The 16,176-nt window shown below is 41.5% G+C and carries 13 protein-coding genes; 5 read left to right on the forward strand and 8 right to left on the reverse strand.

What is annotated here, in order from left to right:
• The first annotated feature begins 130 nt into the window (after positions 1 to 130).
• On the forward strand, positions 131 to 637 hold the full coding sequence (locus tag AC1DQW_RS10850; RefSeq protein ID WP_477454103.1) for a c-type cytochrome: 507 nt from the start codon (positions 131 to 133) through the stop codon (positions 635 to 637).
• 346 nt (positions 638 to 983) lie between these two features.
• On the opposite strand, the gene AC1DQW_RS10855 is transcribed toward AC1DQW_RS10850, so the two are convergent.
• Positions 984 to 1,163 (reverse strand): hypothetical protein, encoded by a 180-nt coding sequence (locus AC1DQW_RS10855; RefSeq protein ID WP_477454104.1) that lies wholly within the window; start codon positions 1,161 to 1,163, stop codon positions 984 to 986.
• Here AC1DQW_RS10855 and accC point away from each other — a divergent pair.
• Positions 1,158 to 2,639, forward strand: a complete 1,482-nt coding sequence (gene accC, locus AC1DQW_RS10860; protein WP_477454105.1) for an acetyl-CoA carboxylase biotin carboxylase subunit — start codon at positions 1,158 to 1,160, stop codon at positions 2,637 to 2,639. The two genes, AC1DQW_RS10855 and accC, sit on opposite strands and share 6 nt — an antisense overlap.
• On the opposite strand, the gene AC1DQW_RS10865 is transcribed toward accC, so the two are convergent.
• Entirely contained in the window at positions 2,640 to 3,284 is a 645-nt protein-coding gene (locus AC1DQW_RS10865; protein WP_477454106.1) for an HAD family hydrolase, read from the reverse strand.
• A gap of 323 nt (positions 3,285 to 3,607) precedes the next feature.
• Here AC1DQW_RS10865 and AC1DQW_RS10870 point away from each other — a divergent pair, with 323 nt between their 5' ends.
• Positions 3,608 to 5,446, forward strand: a complete 1,839-nt coding sequence (locus AC1DQW_RS10870; protein WP_477454107.1) for an ABC transporter ATP-binding protein — start codon at positions 3,608 to 3,610, stop codon at positions 5,444 to 5,446.
• Between the two features lie 355 nt (positions 5,447 to 5,801).
• Positions 5,802 to 6,131 carry a hypothetical protein gene (locus tag AC1DQW_RS10875; RefSeq protein WP_477454108.1) on the forward strand — a complete coding sequence of 110 codons (330 nt, stop codon included), beginning with the start codon at positions 5,802 to 5,804 and terminating at the stop codon, positions 6,129 to 6,131.
• A gap of 226 nt (positions 6,132 to 6,357) precedes the next feature.
• On the opposite strand, the gene AC1DQW_RS10880 is transcribed toward AC1DQW_RS10875, so the two are convergent.
• From AC1DQW_RS10880 to AC1DQW_RS10905, 6 genes are all read right to left on the reverse strand, one after another.
• Positions 6,358 to 6,507 (reverse strand): hypothetical protein, encoded by a 150-nt coding sequence (locus tag AC1DQW_RS10880; RefSeq protein ID WP_477401951.1) that lies wholly within the window; start codon positions 6,505 to 6,507, stop codon positions 6,358 to 6,360.
• A gap of 79 nt (positions 6,508 to 6,586) precedes the next feature.
• Entirely contained in the window at positions 6,587 to 6,988 is a 402-nt protein-coding gene (locus AC1DQW_RS10885) for a DUF983 domain-containing protein (protein WP_477454109.1), read from the reverse strand.
• A 13-nt stretch (positions 6,989 to 7,001) separates the two neighbouring features.
• On the reverse strand, positions 7,002 to 7,877 hold the full coding sequence (locus AC1DQW_RS10890; protein ID WP_477454110.1) for an AraC family transcriptional regulator: 876 nt from the start codon (positions 7,875 to 7,877) through the stop codon (positions 7,002 to 7,004).
• A gap of 88 nt (positions 7,878 to 7,965) precedes the next feature.
• Entirely contained in the window at positions 7,966 to 9,729 is a 1,764-nt protein-coding gene (locus tag AC1DQW_RS10895; protein WP_477454111.1) for an ATP-binding protein, read from the reverse strand.
• A gap of 252 nt (positions 9,730 to 9,981) precedes the next feature.
• The gene (locus tag AC1DQW_RS10900) at positions 9,982 to 10,932 is read right to left on the reverse strand and encodes an aldo/keto reductase (protein ID WP_477454112.1); all 951 of its coding nucleotides are present in this window, start codon (positions 10,930 to 10,932) and stop codon (positions 9,982 to 9,984) included.
• An 89-nt stretch (positions 10,933 to 11,021) separates the two neighbouring features.
• Positions 11,022 to 13,166: an FUSC family membrane protein gene (locus AC1DQW_RS10905; protein WP_477454113.1), complete on the reverse strand. Its 2,145-nt coding sequence runs from the start codon at positions 13,164 to 13,166 to the stop codon at positions 11,022 to 11,024.
• 296 nt (positions 13,167 to 13,462) lie between these two features.
• Between AC1DQW_RS10905 and AC1DQW_RS10910 the strand changes: the two genes are divergently transcribed.
• Positions 13,463 to 16,036 carry a phosphoenolpyruvate carboxylase gene (locus tag AC1DQW_RS10910; RefSeq protein ID WP_477454114.1) on the forward strand — a complete coding sequence of 858 codons (2,574 nt, stop codon included), beginning with the start codon at positions 13,463 to 13,465 and terminating at the stop codon, positions 16,034 to 16,036.
• The last annotated feature ends 140 nt before the right edge of the window (positions 16,037 to 16,176 follow it).

The following is a 16,176-nucleotide window of genomic DNA, read 5'->3' on the forward strand; positions in this document are numbered from 1 at the left end:
CTGAAATCTGCACACCTGCACATTTAAAATCTGCAATCTCTGTATCCAAAAAGTTACTTTCGAAAGTGAAGGCTAAAAGTTGTAACATTAAAAGTTAATCGATACATTAGATGACTTAAATATGACAATTATGCTGGTAAATAAAAAATTATTAGTCACTCTCGCGTTAATATCGGTTGTGGTATTAGGTGCCATGACATCTATGACACCAAAGGCTGCGGACGATGAAGGGTTTAAAAACCTGAAAGTGTTGCCGAAGAATATTACAAAAGATCAACTTCATGCGGTAATGGATGAATGGGAACATTCATTAGGCGTACATTGTAATTTTTGCCATGTGCGTGATGAAGCGGCCAAAAAGATGGATTGGGTAAGCGATGCCAAACCTGAAAAGCAAATGGCCCGCGATATGTTCAAGATGATGAACAAAATCAACAGCAAATATTTTCATGCAAAAAAAGATTCATTGGGTATGGTGCTAAAAGCCGGTGTTAATTGTAACAGTTGCCACCGCGGTACCGCTCATCCCGAAGTTACTGTTCCTGTTGGCCGTGGCCCTGGTGGCCCGCCTCAAGGCCCCGGTGGTCAGCCTGGTCCGCCACCTGTTGGTACTCCGGTTTCCGATAAAAAGGAGTAATTTTTAATTTAACCTATATTTAACATGCCCGTAACCAAAAATTACGGGCATTTTGTCTGAAAAGGGTAAAAAAAAGTGTTAAGGTAGGGTAAAAAACACCTTTTTTTAATTTATTGTTGAAATGTTCACGGTATATTCATGATTTAGTGGTAAATTTAATTGATTTTAATCCCCTTAATGAATTAATACTGTATGACTGCCGATCTAACTAAATCTGATATTGATAATACAACTCAAATAAAACAATTGAGTGCCGAAAAAGCCGTGCGTTGCAGATCATGTAATGGTAGCCTATCCCGTGTAAAACGCGGCCCGGTGGTTAAAACATTTTTGTTTTGGTTGCCGATTAAACGATATGTTTGCTATCGTTGTAATAATAAAACTTACCGGCTGGATAGAACTGCCAGGTAAAAATGTAAGTTACCAGCGTAGTAAGTTTTGCATTATCGTATTTTGTTATTTTGATTTCCGGGTAGAATTTTTCCTGCCTGCTATCCGGTAATTCGGTTACATTTGTTTTATGCAAAAGATACTGGTAGCCAACCGTGGCGAAATAGCTTTAAGGGTAATGCGTTCGGCACGCGAAATGGGTATAAAAACTGTTGCAGTTTACTCGGATGCTGATCGCGATGCGCTTCATGTTCGCTACGCAGATGAAGCTGTACATATTGGTGCCGCCCCTTCAAATCAATCCTATCTTGTTGGCAAAAAAATTATTGCGGCCTGTATCAAAACCGGGGCAGAGGGCATTCATCCCGGTTATGGTTTTTTGAGCGAGAATGCTTCGTTTGCCAGGCAGGTACGCGAGGCCGGGCTTATCCTGATTGGTCCATCGCCCGAGGCTATGGAAGTAATGGGGAATAAGCTATCGGCAAAAGCTGCTGCACTAAAATACAACATCCCGATGGTTCCGGGTACCGTGGAAGCCATAACCGATGTTGCCGAAGCAAAAATACGCGCGGTTGAGGTGGGTTTTCCCATCCTGATAAAAGCTGCGGCCGGTGGCGGCGGCAAAGGGATGCGCATAGTTGAAGGTGCCGGTGATTTTGACGAACAAATGCAGCTGGCCGTATCTGAGGCTACCTCGGCATTTGGCGACGGATCTGTTTTTATTGAGCGTTACGTTTCATCTCCCCGGCATATCGAAATCCAGGTTTTAGGCGATACCCATGGTAATATTGTGCACCTGTTTGAGCGGGATTGCTCGGTGCAGCGCCGCCATCAAAAAGTAATAGAAGAAGCTCCCTCAAAAGTGCTTACGCCTCAAATAAGGGCGCAAATGGGCAAATGCGCCGTTGACGTTGCCCGCGCTGTAAATTATACCGGTGCAGGCACGGTAGAGTTTATTATGGATGATGAGCTTAACTTTTATTTTTTGGAGATGAACACCCGTTTGCAGGTAGAGCATCCTGTAACCGAGTTGATAACAGGGATAGACCTGGTGAAAGAGCAGATAAATATAGCCCGCGGTTTACCTATAAGTTTTAAACAGGAAGACCTGCAGATGCGTGGCCATGCCATAGAACTTAGGGTATATGCCGAAGATCCGGCTAATGATTTTTTGCCTGATATTGGTACACTGCAAACATACATTACCCCAAAAGGAGCTGGTGTAAGGGTTGATGATGGGTTTGAACAAGGCATGGAGATCCCCATTTATTACGATCCGATGATAGCCAAGCTTATTACCTACGGTAAAGATCGCACGGAAGCCATAGAGCGGATGATAAGGGCTATTGATGAATACCGGATAACCGGTATTACAACTACATTAGGCTTTGGCAAATTTGTGATGCAGCATGAAGCTTTTACATCCGGTAATTTTGATACTCACTTTGTAAAAAAGTATTTCAGCCCGGATGTGTTACAAACGGGTAATAAAGATGAGGCCCGGATTGCGGCGATATTGATGGAATTATTGCTTAGCCATAAAAAAGCTAATATATCATCGGTTAGTACTGCTGAAACAAGTAACTGGGTGAAAAATAGAAGCAGGCATTAATTACAACAATTCCATCAGCTCGCTAAAGCTATCCACGGTAGCAACCATTCCATCGGGCACCACGCCAAAACCATAGCTGGCAAAAATGAAGGGTACACCTGCTTTTGTTGCCGATGAATAATCGCCCATGGTATCGCCTACGTAAACGGGCGCCTTAAGATCATGATCGTTAACAATATCTTTAATATTATCGGCCTTAGGGTTGCCTTTGGTGCCAAAACACTGGTGGGCCAAAAAGTAAGGGTGCATATCGTTCAAATCCAAAAAAACTTCAATATAGCCCCTTTGGCAGTTGCTCACAATGTACAGCTTATAGTTGGCACCCAGGTATTTTAGGGTTTCTTCCAGTTGTGGGTATAGCTCGCCTCCTTTGGTATGTAAAATTTCCAGCTCGCTTACCGCGCAAAGGCTTTGCACCTCTTTACGCTGACCGGCATCAAGGGTAGGGAAAAGTTTATCAAAAATGGCATCATAGGTCATCCCGGTTATGGATCTTACACGGTCAACAGTCATATCTTCGTTCAAATAATCAACCTGGTTAAGCGCATGTTGCCATGCCAGCGCTACGTTGGCGGTGCTATCCCAAAGAGTGCCATCCAGGTCGAAAATTATACTGTCGAATTTGTTTTTTAGTGAAGTAGCCATAATGGCGGCAAAAATACGGGATTATTTGTTGAAGGTTTTCAAAAAGTAATAAAAAAAACCGTCGCTACCTATTATGTTTTAAAGTGTTTGTCATCCTGAACGGAGTGAAGGATCTATTCGCAAACTCTACAGAGCGAAGAAGCATGGCGTATAATAGATCCTTCACTCCGTTCAGGATGACAAAAAGTTTTTTGAAAAACCTCAGGAGTAGATAAGAAGATACCCCATTGCTAATGCTATGTAAAATAAGGGCACCTCGGGACAAACACCAGTAACAATTAAGTAAGTTTGTTTAAACACATTAAACAAAGAAAGATTTTATATTGAATACCGATCGTCCGCCAAAAAATACAATAAATACCAAAGTAACTTTAAAGGAGCGTTTCGACGCATTACGCAACCTGCCCGCCTTTTTTAAACTGGTATGGCAAACCAACCGTTGGATGACAGTGGTTAATGCCCTGCTGCGTATTGTTCGCTCGGCTATGCCCCTGGGTTTACTTTATGTTGGTAAGCTCATTATTGATAAGGTGGTTACTATAAGCCATACCCCGGTTAAAGACATGACCGAACTTTGGGAGCTGGTAGGATTGGAATTTGCCCTGGCAATTTTAACCGATGCGCTAAGCCGCGCTATTACCCTTATGGATAGCCTGCTTGGCGACTTGTTTAGCAACCATACTTCGGTAAAAATTATGGCGCATGCCGCCACGCTTGACCTTGACCAGTTTGAAGATTCGGTGTTTTATGATAAACTGGAACGCGCCCGGCAACAAACCGTAGGCCGCACCATATTACTATCGCAGGTAATGAGCCAGGTGCAGGACCTCATTACTATGGGGTTTTTGGCTGTAGGGTTAATGACCTTTAATCCATGGCTCATTGTTTTATTGTTAATTGCCATAATCCCCGCTTTTTTGGGCGAATCGTACTTTAACGACAGAAGTTATGCCCTCACCCGGGGCCAAACACCTGAACGCCGTGAGCTTGATTACATCCGCTACCTTGGCGCCAGCGATGAAACCGCTAAAGAAGTAAAGATTTTTGATCTTTCGAATTTTATTATCAATCGCTTTAAACAACTATCGGGCAAGTTTTATAACGATAATAAGCGCCTTGCTGTTAAACGCTCATTATGGGGAACATTTTTTGCTATGCTGGGTAGTTTGGGCTATTATGGGGCCTATGTAGTTATTATAATGAGGGCCGTACAGGGTAGCGTAACTATTGGTGAGCTGGCTTTCCTGGCAGGGTCATTCCGTCAGCTTCGGGCTTTGTTAGAGGGGATCCTTACCCGTTTTACAGCAGTATCGCAGGGCGCTATTTACCTGCGCGATTTTTTTGAATTTTTTGAGATAGAACCTAAAATAAAACGGACAGAAAACGCACTGCCTTTCCCTAAAACCATACAGCAGGGTTTTACTTTTGAGGATGTGGGTTTCAGATATGTAAATACCGACCGATGGGCCAACCGGCATTTAAATTTTACACTATATCCCGGCGAAAAACTTGCCCTGGTAGGCGAGAACGGAGCGGGGAAAACCACCCTGGTAAAATTACTATCCCGCCTTTACGACCCTACAGAAGGCCGAATTTTGCTGGATGGTATTGATCTGCGTGATTATGACCTTGCCGATCTGCGGCTTAATGTAGGCATCATTTTCCAGGATTATTTACGCTACCAGATGAGCTTTGCGCAGAATATAGCTGTTGGTAAAATAAGCGAGCAGGATAACAGGCCATTGATAGTGAATTCGGCCAGGCAAAGCCTTGCTGATGTGCTTGCAGCCAAATTACCCGGCGCTTATGACCAACAATTGGGTAAACGCTTTGCCGATGGTGTAGAACTATCGGGCGGCGAATGGCAAAAGGTTGCCCTTGCCCGTGCGTACATGCGCGATGCGCAGTTGCTGATACTTGATGAGCCAACCTCGGCACTTGATGCCCGCGCCGAATTTAACGTTTTTGAACGCTTTGCCGAGCTTACCAAGGGCCGGTCGGCAGTGCTGATATCACATCGCTTCAGTACCGTACGTATGGCCGACAGGATTCTTGTATTGGAAAAGGGCGAACTGGTAGAAATTGGCAGTCATGAAGAGTTGCTGCTTAAAGGCGGGCGTTATGCCGGGTTATTTGATCTGCAGGCGGCGGGGTATAGATAGTGGTGAGTGGTGAGTGGTGAGTGGTGAGTGGTGAATAAAATTGCCATACAATTTAGTCAAAAATCGTGGTAATCCTTTTAATCTGTTTGATCCGTGGTCCACACAAAGCTCTGAAAATTCGTGAATCCGATAGGCAGGTTCAGGTAGACTTCATTGTAATAGATTTGTTACAAAAAATTCAATTCCTGCTATGTTTCCTATAAATAATGCCAATAAAACGCAATTTTCCTTAAAAATTGCGTAAAACTACGTATGCATTTTCAGTGAAATCCCTATACGTTTTTTGTAGATCAAACCTTATCTTTGATAGAACGTTCATTGATTACCTAAGTCTACATTTAATACACCTATCGCTATGAAATTATTTTACCACTTTTTATTTTTTGTGTTTACGACGCTCATATTGCTTGCCTGTGCTAATATGTTTGCTTCAGATCCTCAAAGTAAATCACAAGCAGATGAATTTCCTTCACCAGAATCCAATAATTATGAATCGAAAGATGATTCAACATTTGCAGCCAGTCAGAGTAGTTCGGTTGTACTTGCCAATTTAAAAGATAATACGCTGGTATATTCAGGTTTAATGCTGCAGAGTGCAGAAGATTTTGCACGCCAAAAAGCCATCTATTCAAATAACTTTCAAATAGCACTTAATTATTTCGGCACACTTAAAAAAATTAAATAAGTAGTTAGTTAATAGTTAGTATAATTTAGTTAGGGAAACAGTTGCAAGCAGCCATTACAGAAATGTAATGGCTGTCTTGTTTTTGGTGACCAGGATGAAACCCTGCGGGGATTAGTGTCGTGTCAACCTTGAATTGACATCAGCCTTTAGTCTAAAGTCTTAAGTTCGAAGTCAAAAAAGAACAAATCCGGCTTATAACTTACGACTTAGTACTGTTGACTTAATACTAATATTCAAAGTGCCCCAAAGTAAAAATTACTGTTAAAAGGGGGATAGCTAATAAAAAGTATGCTTTGGCTAATTGCACGTTATCGGCATTACCCAATATAAATACCCTGTACATGTCGTTTTTTATGGTGTTTAATTTCGCTTTCATTGTTCAAAAGTTTGGAGTCCGGTAAATGTGAACTGTTGTAGTTTTGACAGAAAGCGCCGGGCAGGGTTTAATCCATTTATTATTTATCCTTACTCATTTCGGGGTGATAATGCAGGCCTGGGGTAAGCCAGTGAAGCAAAACAACCCTTGAATACCTGAAATTAAACGGTGATAACAGTACAGCTACACTCAGTATAATGGCACAATACAACCAGGGATTGCTGCTGCCGGTTAACACATGTATGGCCACGGCAATGGTAACCATCTCGGCGACGTTTAAGGCATAGCTCACAAACATGGCCACATAAAAATAACCAGGTTCGCGTTCATAGGTTAAGCCGCAATGCGGGCAGGTTTTATTCATTACCTGTCCTTTAAAACCATACATGCTGTTGGCAAACAAATTGCCCCTGCGGCAGCGCGGGCATCTGGCATGTACTATTGCAGGCCAGGCAGCTAATTTATATTGGGTATTTTCCATGATCGTATAATTATTAATTTTTCAATATTTGTTTGCGAAATTCCTCGGGGGTAATGTTCTCTGTTTTTTTAAAAAACTTGGTGAAATACGAGTTGTCGCTGAAGTTTAGTTTAAATGCAATATCGCTGATGCTAAGCTGTGGATTGGTTAACAATCGCTTGGCCTCCAATAAGGTACGGTTACGGATCAATTCGCCGGCCGAGAGGCCCAGTAAGTCTTTACAAACCGCGTTAAGGTGGTTTGGGGTGATATATAGCAATTCGGCATAATCCTTTGGTAATTTGATATTGGTATAATGCTGCTCAATTAAATTCTGATAGTTTTTTAGCAGGGTTTGGTTGTAGGTTAATTTACCCGTGATATCCTGTTTTGCGTTTAGTCTGTTGATATGGATAAACATCTGCAACATCAACAGCCTCACCATATCACTGCCCGATTGGGCCGGTTTAATAATCTCTGAGAGTATACTCTCTAATAAAGCTTTAACCAAATCAAAACTATCGGCTGGCAAGTTAATCACTGCATCTTTTAAACTTCCGCTGAAGAATGAAAAGTTATTCAGATAACCGGGTTGTAATACAAACGACTGGATAAATGATTCAGAAAAATTAATGATATATCCGTCTGTAAAGCCATCAAAATGCCAGGAGTGTACCTGCCCCGGAATCATAAAATAAATTTGACCAGGTTTTACCTCAAAGCTTTCAAAATCGATGGTATGTGATCCGGCACCATCGGTAAACAATACAAGGTGATAAAAAGAATGCCGGTGGGGGAAAAACAAGTTTTTATGTATATCCAGGTAAGCAGCAAAACGGCTCACCAGCAGGTCATCCTGCCTTATGTCAGACAGGGAGCAAATATCATATACCGGGATGCTTTGTATCATGAATCAAAATTACATACAATACCATAGTTTTAATGGTACTATACTTATTTTGAATGGTACTATTTACTGATCTTTGGTTTTCAGCCAATTAAGTGCTCGTCCATTTCTGGATTACGTTTTCTAAACGTTCAAATGTAAATGGCTTACTCACAAAATCTTTCATACCGGCCATGGTGCATTCGTTTTCATCTTCGCTTAATACATTGGCTGTCATGGCTATAATGGGCGGCGCACTCTTGCCGTGCTTTTTAATAATGCTCCTGGTGGCCTGCAGGCCGTCCATTTCGGGCATCTGGATATCCATGAAAATAAGGTCGTATTGCTGGCTGTCATTCATCCTGATGGCATCTAAACCGTTTTCGGCAATGTCGATATTGTAACCAACTTTTTTAAAAATCTTACTTGCTATAAGCTGGTTCATTTTGTTATCCTCGGCCAATAAAATCCGTAAGGGACGGTAATGAAAAGTTTCTTTATCGGCTGGTTTTAGTTCGGCAACTACCTCTTCGCTGGTTACCTGCAGCGGCAAACTAAAAATAAACATAGACCCTTCTGTTTCTTTACTGATGACCCATATTTTACCATGCATCAATTCAACCAGCTTTTTACAAATGGAAAGACCAAGCCCGGTACCGCCATATTTGCGGAGCGCGGTGGTATTTACCTGGGTAAATGGCTTAAACAGCTGCGTTAACGATTCCTGGCTGATACCAATGCCATCATCTTTTACATGAAAGCTGATATCCTGTACGCCATCTTTTATTTCAGATCCTTTTACCGTTACAGTAACTGCGCCTTCATCCGTAAATTTAATGGCGTTACCTATCAGGTTAACTAAAATTTGCTGCAGGCGGCCTTCATCAACTTTAACAAATTGTGCCACATTATCATCAACTATATAGCTAAGTACAATAGGTTTATGCTGATTGGTAATTCCGGGCTGGCTAATATCAATTACAGTTTTAACACAACGCCTTATGTTGGTCGTAACAGGAGCGATGATTAATTTATCGGCCTCTATTTTAGAGATATCCAGGATATCGCTGATAATGTTAATAAGCAAATTGCCGCTTGTTTGCAGCGTTTGTAAAAGTTCCTGCTGATCGGGCAATACTGCCGACCTCGACAGTAATTGTGAAGCTCCTATGATGCCGTTAAGTGGTGTGCGTATTTCATGGCTCATGTTGGCTAAAAAATTCGATTTGGCAAATGTAGCGGCTTCCGCCTCTTCTTTCGAAGCCTGTAACGCAATTTGCGATTTTTGCAGCTCTTCGCTTTTGTGAACAAGGTCGCGCTTATCGGCTTCGTGACTTTTTTTGATAAATCCTATCAGCAAGCCCACCAGCACAATGTTTGTAACTGCCGATGATATAAGGTCAAATTGGTTTGTCGATTCGTCTGAAGCTGCCGAAATCCATTGTGGGTGTGCTTTTTCGAGCAGATAGCAGGCAATAAATACGCACGAGAGGATACCTATAAAAATATAGTGGTAACGCTGTTTCACCAGCAAGGTTATCAGTACAATTAAAAAAACAGCTATTTGGGTGGTTGAGCCGTGTATGCCCCCGTTATAAAACCAGCCAGGAAAAACTACAGCTATTCCTATGCCTATGAAAATATATACAAGGGTTTCTTTATAGCCTTTAAAGCGGCTTTGGTAATAGGTAATTGCCGAAAATAAAAATACAAAACCATTTGCCAGGATTAAACCCAGCCCAAACCCTAATAAGATGTTTATTATCAGCGATATAATATTAATCAGGCAAACGAATAAAGTAATAGCATTAAAGAGTTTATTCTCAAGAGACAATCGAGAATCGCCATAACCAATAATTTGTTTTAGCTTCTCCATTTAAGTTAAAAAATTAATTATAGGGTTTTTTACGTAAAATCCATCAAAAAGGATAGGCTAATTAAGGGAGATTTTTTGAAAAAATGCTTTTATTGTTAAAATAGTAAAATACCTGCACAAAATTGTTTAACAAGTAAATTATTATATAATGCTGATTGTTAGTAAATTAACTCACTTAAAAATTTAATGTTAAAAAAGATAGGAAGAGATAAATAAGGCAGGCGTTGGTTAAAGCATGCAGTTTAACGAGCATCAATATGAACTTGCGTTGGTTAGCGCATCAATTGCTTCATTATTTAACTGTAGGGTAGCTGCAAGGATAAGCTCGTTCAATTGAGGTATGCTTGTGGCGCTTGCAATTGGTGCTGTTATGGTAGGCCGGGCAATTAACCAGGCTAAGGCAACAGCGGCGGGTTTGGTATTATACTGTGCCGATACTTCATCAAGTGCTTTTAAAATGCGCATGCCTCTGTCGGTTAAATATTTTTTTACCAAAGAAGGACGATTACTGCCTTCCAGATCAGCGCCCGAGCGGTATTTACCAGTTAAAAAGCCGTTTGCTAATGAAAAATAGCTGATAACACCTATATTCTGTTCTTTGATGAATGGCTCAATACTGGTCTCGTATTTTTCTCTATCGAACAGGTTATACTCGGGCTGCAGGCTCTGGTAGCTGGCCAGGCCTTTTTCACGACTTGTTTTAAGTGATTCATGCAGCCTTTCAACAGAAAAATTAGATGCGCCTATTGCCCTTACTTTGCCATTATTTATTAATTGGTTAAAGGCCTCAAGCGTTTCTTCAACGGGTGTATACGGATCGTCATAGTGCGCTTGGTAAAGGTCGATATAATCGGTTTGCAGCCTGGTCAACGAATCTTCAGCTGCTTTTATAATATAATCCTTTTTAAGCCCCTTTTTACCGGCAGCAAATTCGGCGCCTACCTTGGTTGCAATAACAACTTTATCGCGCTTACCGCTTTGCTTAAGCCATTTGCCAATTTCCAATTCTGATTCGCCGCCTTTATTGCCGGGTACCCATCGATTGTATACATCGGCTGTATCAACAGCGTTAAAACCTGCATCTAAAAATGCATCCAATAATAAAGCTATATCGTTGCCTTTAACTGTCCATCCAAAAACATTTCCTCCCAAAACCAGGGGGGCGGTTTTTATGCCCGATGTACCCAATTCGCGCTGTTCCATAATAAAATTTATAAAAAAAAACGTTTGATGATAAAACCGTGCAGGGCGTAAGTTGTTTGTTGGTGCAATATAACAATATGGCAACAAACTTACTTCAAAATGCTATCGGTAACCTTGGCTATATCGTAGCTTATCTTATTTATAAATCCCAGTTGCTCTTTCAATAAACTTTCATCTGCCGTAAGCACAGGTTTTTCAACTTCGGGTACAGAATTGGCTTTGCCAATATTAAACTCAATACTTTGTCCGTGAAGCTTTTTATTGGTTTCGTTTAGTACTGCAATATTTTTTTTAATGAGCTTTAATGCTTCGGGATGTTGCCGGTGCGTGTTTTTTAGAAGGCCGGCTGCAATGGTGGTGATATATGACGACAGAATATGGTTAAGTACAACAAATTTATGTATTTCCTTTACATTGCGCTGTTTGCTTTTGGGCTCGGATGTCATCCTTTCAAACGTTGCCGATAAATTGGCCGATTTTACATATACATCTTTGCGGGCAAGCTTATACGCTGTAGTGCCAACAATCTTGTCTGAAATACTTTCGGCAATGGTAATAAGGTAATTGATATTGGCTGTTACAACCTCGCGCAAGGTTTCCTCTATCATTTCAAATTCCCAGGTTGGGAATATAAGGTAACTGGCAACAAACGCTATAGAAGAGCCAATAGCGGTATCCAATATCCGTTCCTGGGCCACATTAAGCAATCCTACGCCCAAAAATTTGAACAGGATGAGCACGTATGGCGTCATGAAAATTACACTCACAATATAGTTAAGCCGCTGAAAGCTATAAGCACCGATCATAAAAATCATCAGGAAAATGAACTGAACGATTGTATTGGGTATAAAGCTCAATATCAGGATTCCTATAGCTCCGCCGCCGATGGTGCCTATAAGCCTTTGGTAATTACGCTGTTTGGATAGGCTGAAGCCAGGTTTTAGTATCACAATGATGGTTAGCAATACCCAATAGCTATGATGCCCCTGTGCTATGGTTTTGGCGGTAATAAAGCCCGCCAAACAAACCAGGGCTACTCTGAGCGCATGCTTAAATGCACCAGAGCCTAAAGTTAAATTATCGAAAAATATGTGGGGCGCGTAATCCTGATGGGTTACAAACTGCGAGTATTCTATTTCGCCCTTTATTTCGGTTGATTTTTGGGCGGTTTTGGAGTTATAATAGTTGTAAATGTTATTAATGCCTTCGCTGAGGTTACGCAGGTTGATCAGGATTTTTTTTAGCACCAGGTTACTGGTTTCCTGCTGGTCTTTACCAATAGAATCTATCTTTAGCTTTAGTTTCTCCAGTTCTATATTAAAATCCATTACATGGCGGTGCCTGGTGTTTGATAGCACGATATAGGCAATATCCTCCAGTTCATCGGCCATATGGTGCAAAATGCGGGCTATCTCATTTAATACCCCGGTATCTTTAAACTTTTCGCGAATGGAGCTGTAATCATAATGGGTTGCCATTATCTGCTCAAACATATCCACCAGGTCAACAAACGTTAATACCAGGATCCTGCTTGCCCCGGTTGATTCCCGTACCATCAGCCTGCTTTTAAACAACAGCTCGCGTACGGCATCCTGGTGCTGGCTCACCTGTATCTGCTGCGATACCAGCTTGCGGTAATTTTCGTCGATATCGCTTTCTGTGTTATAAAACTCGGCTTTGATTCGTAAAAATTTAGCTATATCGGCTACGTTTTCGCCCAGGGTTTGCTGCGCGGCACGGTAAGGGCGGATACCAAAAAATACCAGGCTGAATACCATATACCATACCCCTCCCAGTAATATGGTGGCGCTATACATCAGTACTTGTGACGGGGCAAGGGCCTTATCCATCATAAATATCATAATAAGTAATGATGATGTACCTACTGATGCAGCACGGTTACCATAAACGGTAAACATGCTGAACAGGAACGAGAACAGGGTGATCTCTAAACCAAGGGTATAAACATTTAACCTGGCAAAGCCTGTTGTAACTGCCACCTGGAATAAGCATAAATTACCAACGGCCATAGCATTACGCTTGTGTGTAAGCGGACCGGGATTATCTATGACACAAATACAAAGTGCGCCTAATGACAACGTTAGTCCAAGATCGAACTGGCCAAACTCCAGCAGCACCAGGGATGGAAGCAATATTCCCGCAGAAATACGCAAGCCATCAGAAAAATACTGACTGTAGAAGAAGCTGTTGATCTCCCGGGTATTAAATTTCATCAATTTGTATTTGTATTTTTAACCGAGATAAAGCTATGATGTTTATACGGTTCATTGCAAATTTTTAGCAATGGGTATCCTCATTTCATTTAACACTTTTTTTGTGCCAAAAACGGTTTCCAAATTTACAAAAATTAAATATTTTAGGCTTATTTTAATAAATATGGCATTAATAGCTAATAATTGTTATAAATTATTCACTTTTTGCTGAAATTAAATTTTAGATAATTAAATTCACCCCCGGTATTGTGCCCTGCTCATTGCCCATCAATTTTAACCTTCAATTTATTTGTGCTATGTCGTTAACCTTAAAACTCAGTCAAAGAGAAACAACTTTTAATAACGAAGTTGTAACCCGGTTTGAGTTGTACAATAGTTTATTTCAAACTCTTCCTTTTTACCAGGTAAAGGATACCGGTATTTTGTTGCCTTTTTTTAGCTCACATTGCGAAAAGGGGGCTGCAATGAACGCATCGCCTACAGATATTATTGAAACTTTTTTTAAGAAATACGTTCCCGATATCGATCACCGCGAACAGATAAACCGGATGTTTCGTTTTATACAATATATTGAACGCCAGGTTGTTTTGTTTGATGCTATTGAAGATTCTTCTTTTAATAAAATAGGCAAGTTTGATGATACCGGTACGCTGCAAAGCCTGTTGCAACAAGCTGCTATTAGTGACGAAACCCGCAAAAACATTAGCGAAAAGTTAAAAGATTTTTCACTTAGGCTGGTACTTACCGCGCATCCTACCCAGTTTTACCCGGGCACGGTGCTGGGCATCATGACCGATCTTATTGAAGCCGTAAAGGTTAACGATATTCCAACTATTGATGTATTGCTGCAGCAATTGGGTAAAACACCATTCTTTAACAAAACTTCACCTACGCCGGTTGATGAGGCCATTAGTCTATCGTGGTTTTTGGAGAATATATTTTACCATGCCGTATCGGGCATACAGGCCAAGCTTGAAGATGAGTTTGATATTGATGCCAGCAATCAATTGCTTGAAATGGGCTTTTGGCCAGGCGGCGACAGGGATGGTAACCCCAACGTAACTACCGAAAGCACAAAGGCTGTTGCCGCTTATTTAAGGCTGCGCCTTTTTAGATGCTATTACCGCGATTATCGCGTGCTTAAACGCCGCATCACCTTTCGCGGGGTTGAAAAACCGATGGCCAAGCTGGAAAAACTGATCTACAAAAATGCGAATGAGCAGCATGGTGAGCCAAAGGATCTGCAACCCGAATTGTTAGATCTGCTGCAAGACATCAAGCAAACGTTAATAACAGATCACGATGCTCTTTTTGTGGATGTTGTGGATAACCTGATCCAGAAAGTTCGCTTATTTGGTTGTTATTTTGCTACGTTGGATATCAGGCAGGATAGCCGCGTATTGCGCAGCGTATTTAATTTTGTGACTTCAAAAGCCGATACCGGTGTTGCCAAAGGATATGCAGAATTGGAGGAGGACGAAAAGCTTGAAAAGTTAACTTTTAACGAAGTTGATTACCATCGCCCCGAAGATACCGATGCCATGACCTGCGATACGCTGGATACCATCAGGCTGATGAAGCAAATTCAGCATAGCAATGGCGAGAAAGCCTGCCAGCGCTTCATTATCAGTAACTGCCAGCAGGCATCGGATATTTTACAACTTATAGATTTGTTTTTATGGAGCGGATGGCAAAAAGACAACCTGACGGTTGATTTTATGCCACTGTTTGAAACTGTTAATGACCTTACCCGCGCCGGTGAGATCATGGAACAATTATATACACATCCGTACTATGCCCAACATTTAAAAATGCGCGGCAATAGGCAAACCATTATGCTTGGTTTTTCTGACAGTACCAAGGATGGAGGCTACCTGATGGCTAACTGGAGTATTTATAAAGCTAAGGTTGAATTAACAGCCATGGCCCGTAAATATGGAGTAAGTCTGGCGTTTTTTGATGGCAGGGGAGGCCCACCGGCACGTGGCGGTGGTAAAACACACCGCTTTTATGCCTCAATGGGCAACGAGATAGCCAACGAGCATATTCAGTTAACCATACAGGGGCAAACAGTAAGCTCGCAATACGGATCAATTGAAACCGCGAGGTTTAACATGGAGCAACTGGTTAACGCTGGTGTTATATCGGCGTTGCACCCTAATCGTAATGATCTTTTGGATAACAGGCATAAATCCCTGATATCGCAAATGGCCGACGAAAGCTACAGTCTGTTTATGGCGTTGCGCGCACATCCTTTATTTGTAGAGTACCTGGAAAAATTTAGTCCGCTTAAATTATTGTCCCGCATCAATATCAGCAGCCGCCCAACCAAACGTGGTGTAGGCGGTCCGTTAAAACTGGAAGATTTGCGTGCTATCAGCTTTGTGACTTCATGGAGCCAGCTTAAACAAAGCATTCCCGGTTTTTATGGCGTAGGTACAGCATTGAAAAAAATGAAAGACGATGGCAACTGGCACGAGATTCAGGAATTGTACCAAACATCCGGTTTCTTTAAAACAATGCTGGATAATTGTATGATGTCTATGTCGAAATCAGATTTCAGGGTTACGGCTTACCTCGAAAAAGATGAAACATTCGGCGATTTCTGGAAAATGCTGAAGGATGAATTTGATCTTACGCGTGTTATGCTGCTTGAACTAACCGGCAGTACGGTACTGATGGAAGAATATCCGGTTGAGCGCCGTTCTATCGCTATCCGCGAAAAAATAGTACTGCCCCTGGTGATCATTCAGCATTATGCCCTGCAATGCCTGAACAATTGCAAGGATAACGAACTTGTTGATATTTATGATAAGCTGGTGATTCGTACGGTTTATGGTATTGTAAATGCCGGAAGGAATTTGGCGTAGACCTCTCTAAATCTCCCCCGGTAGGGGGAGACTTTTTAATATATAGCAGAAGGGCCATACAAAATCCCGTTGCGGAAATAAAATGCGTAGGGTCTGAAGCGGAAATTGCAAATCGGCAAAAGACTTACGAAGTTTCTAAA

The sequence above is a fragment of the Mucilaginibacter sp. P5_A4 genome (assembly GCF_056400605.1).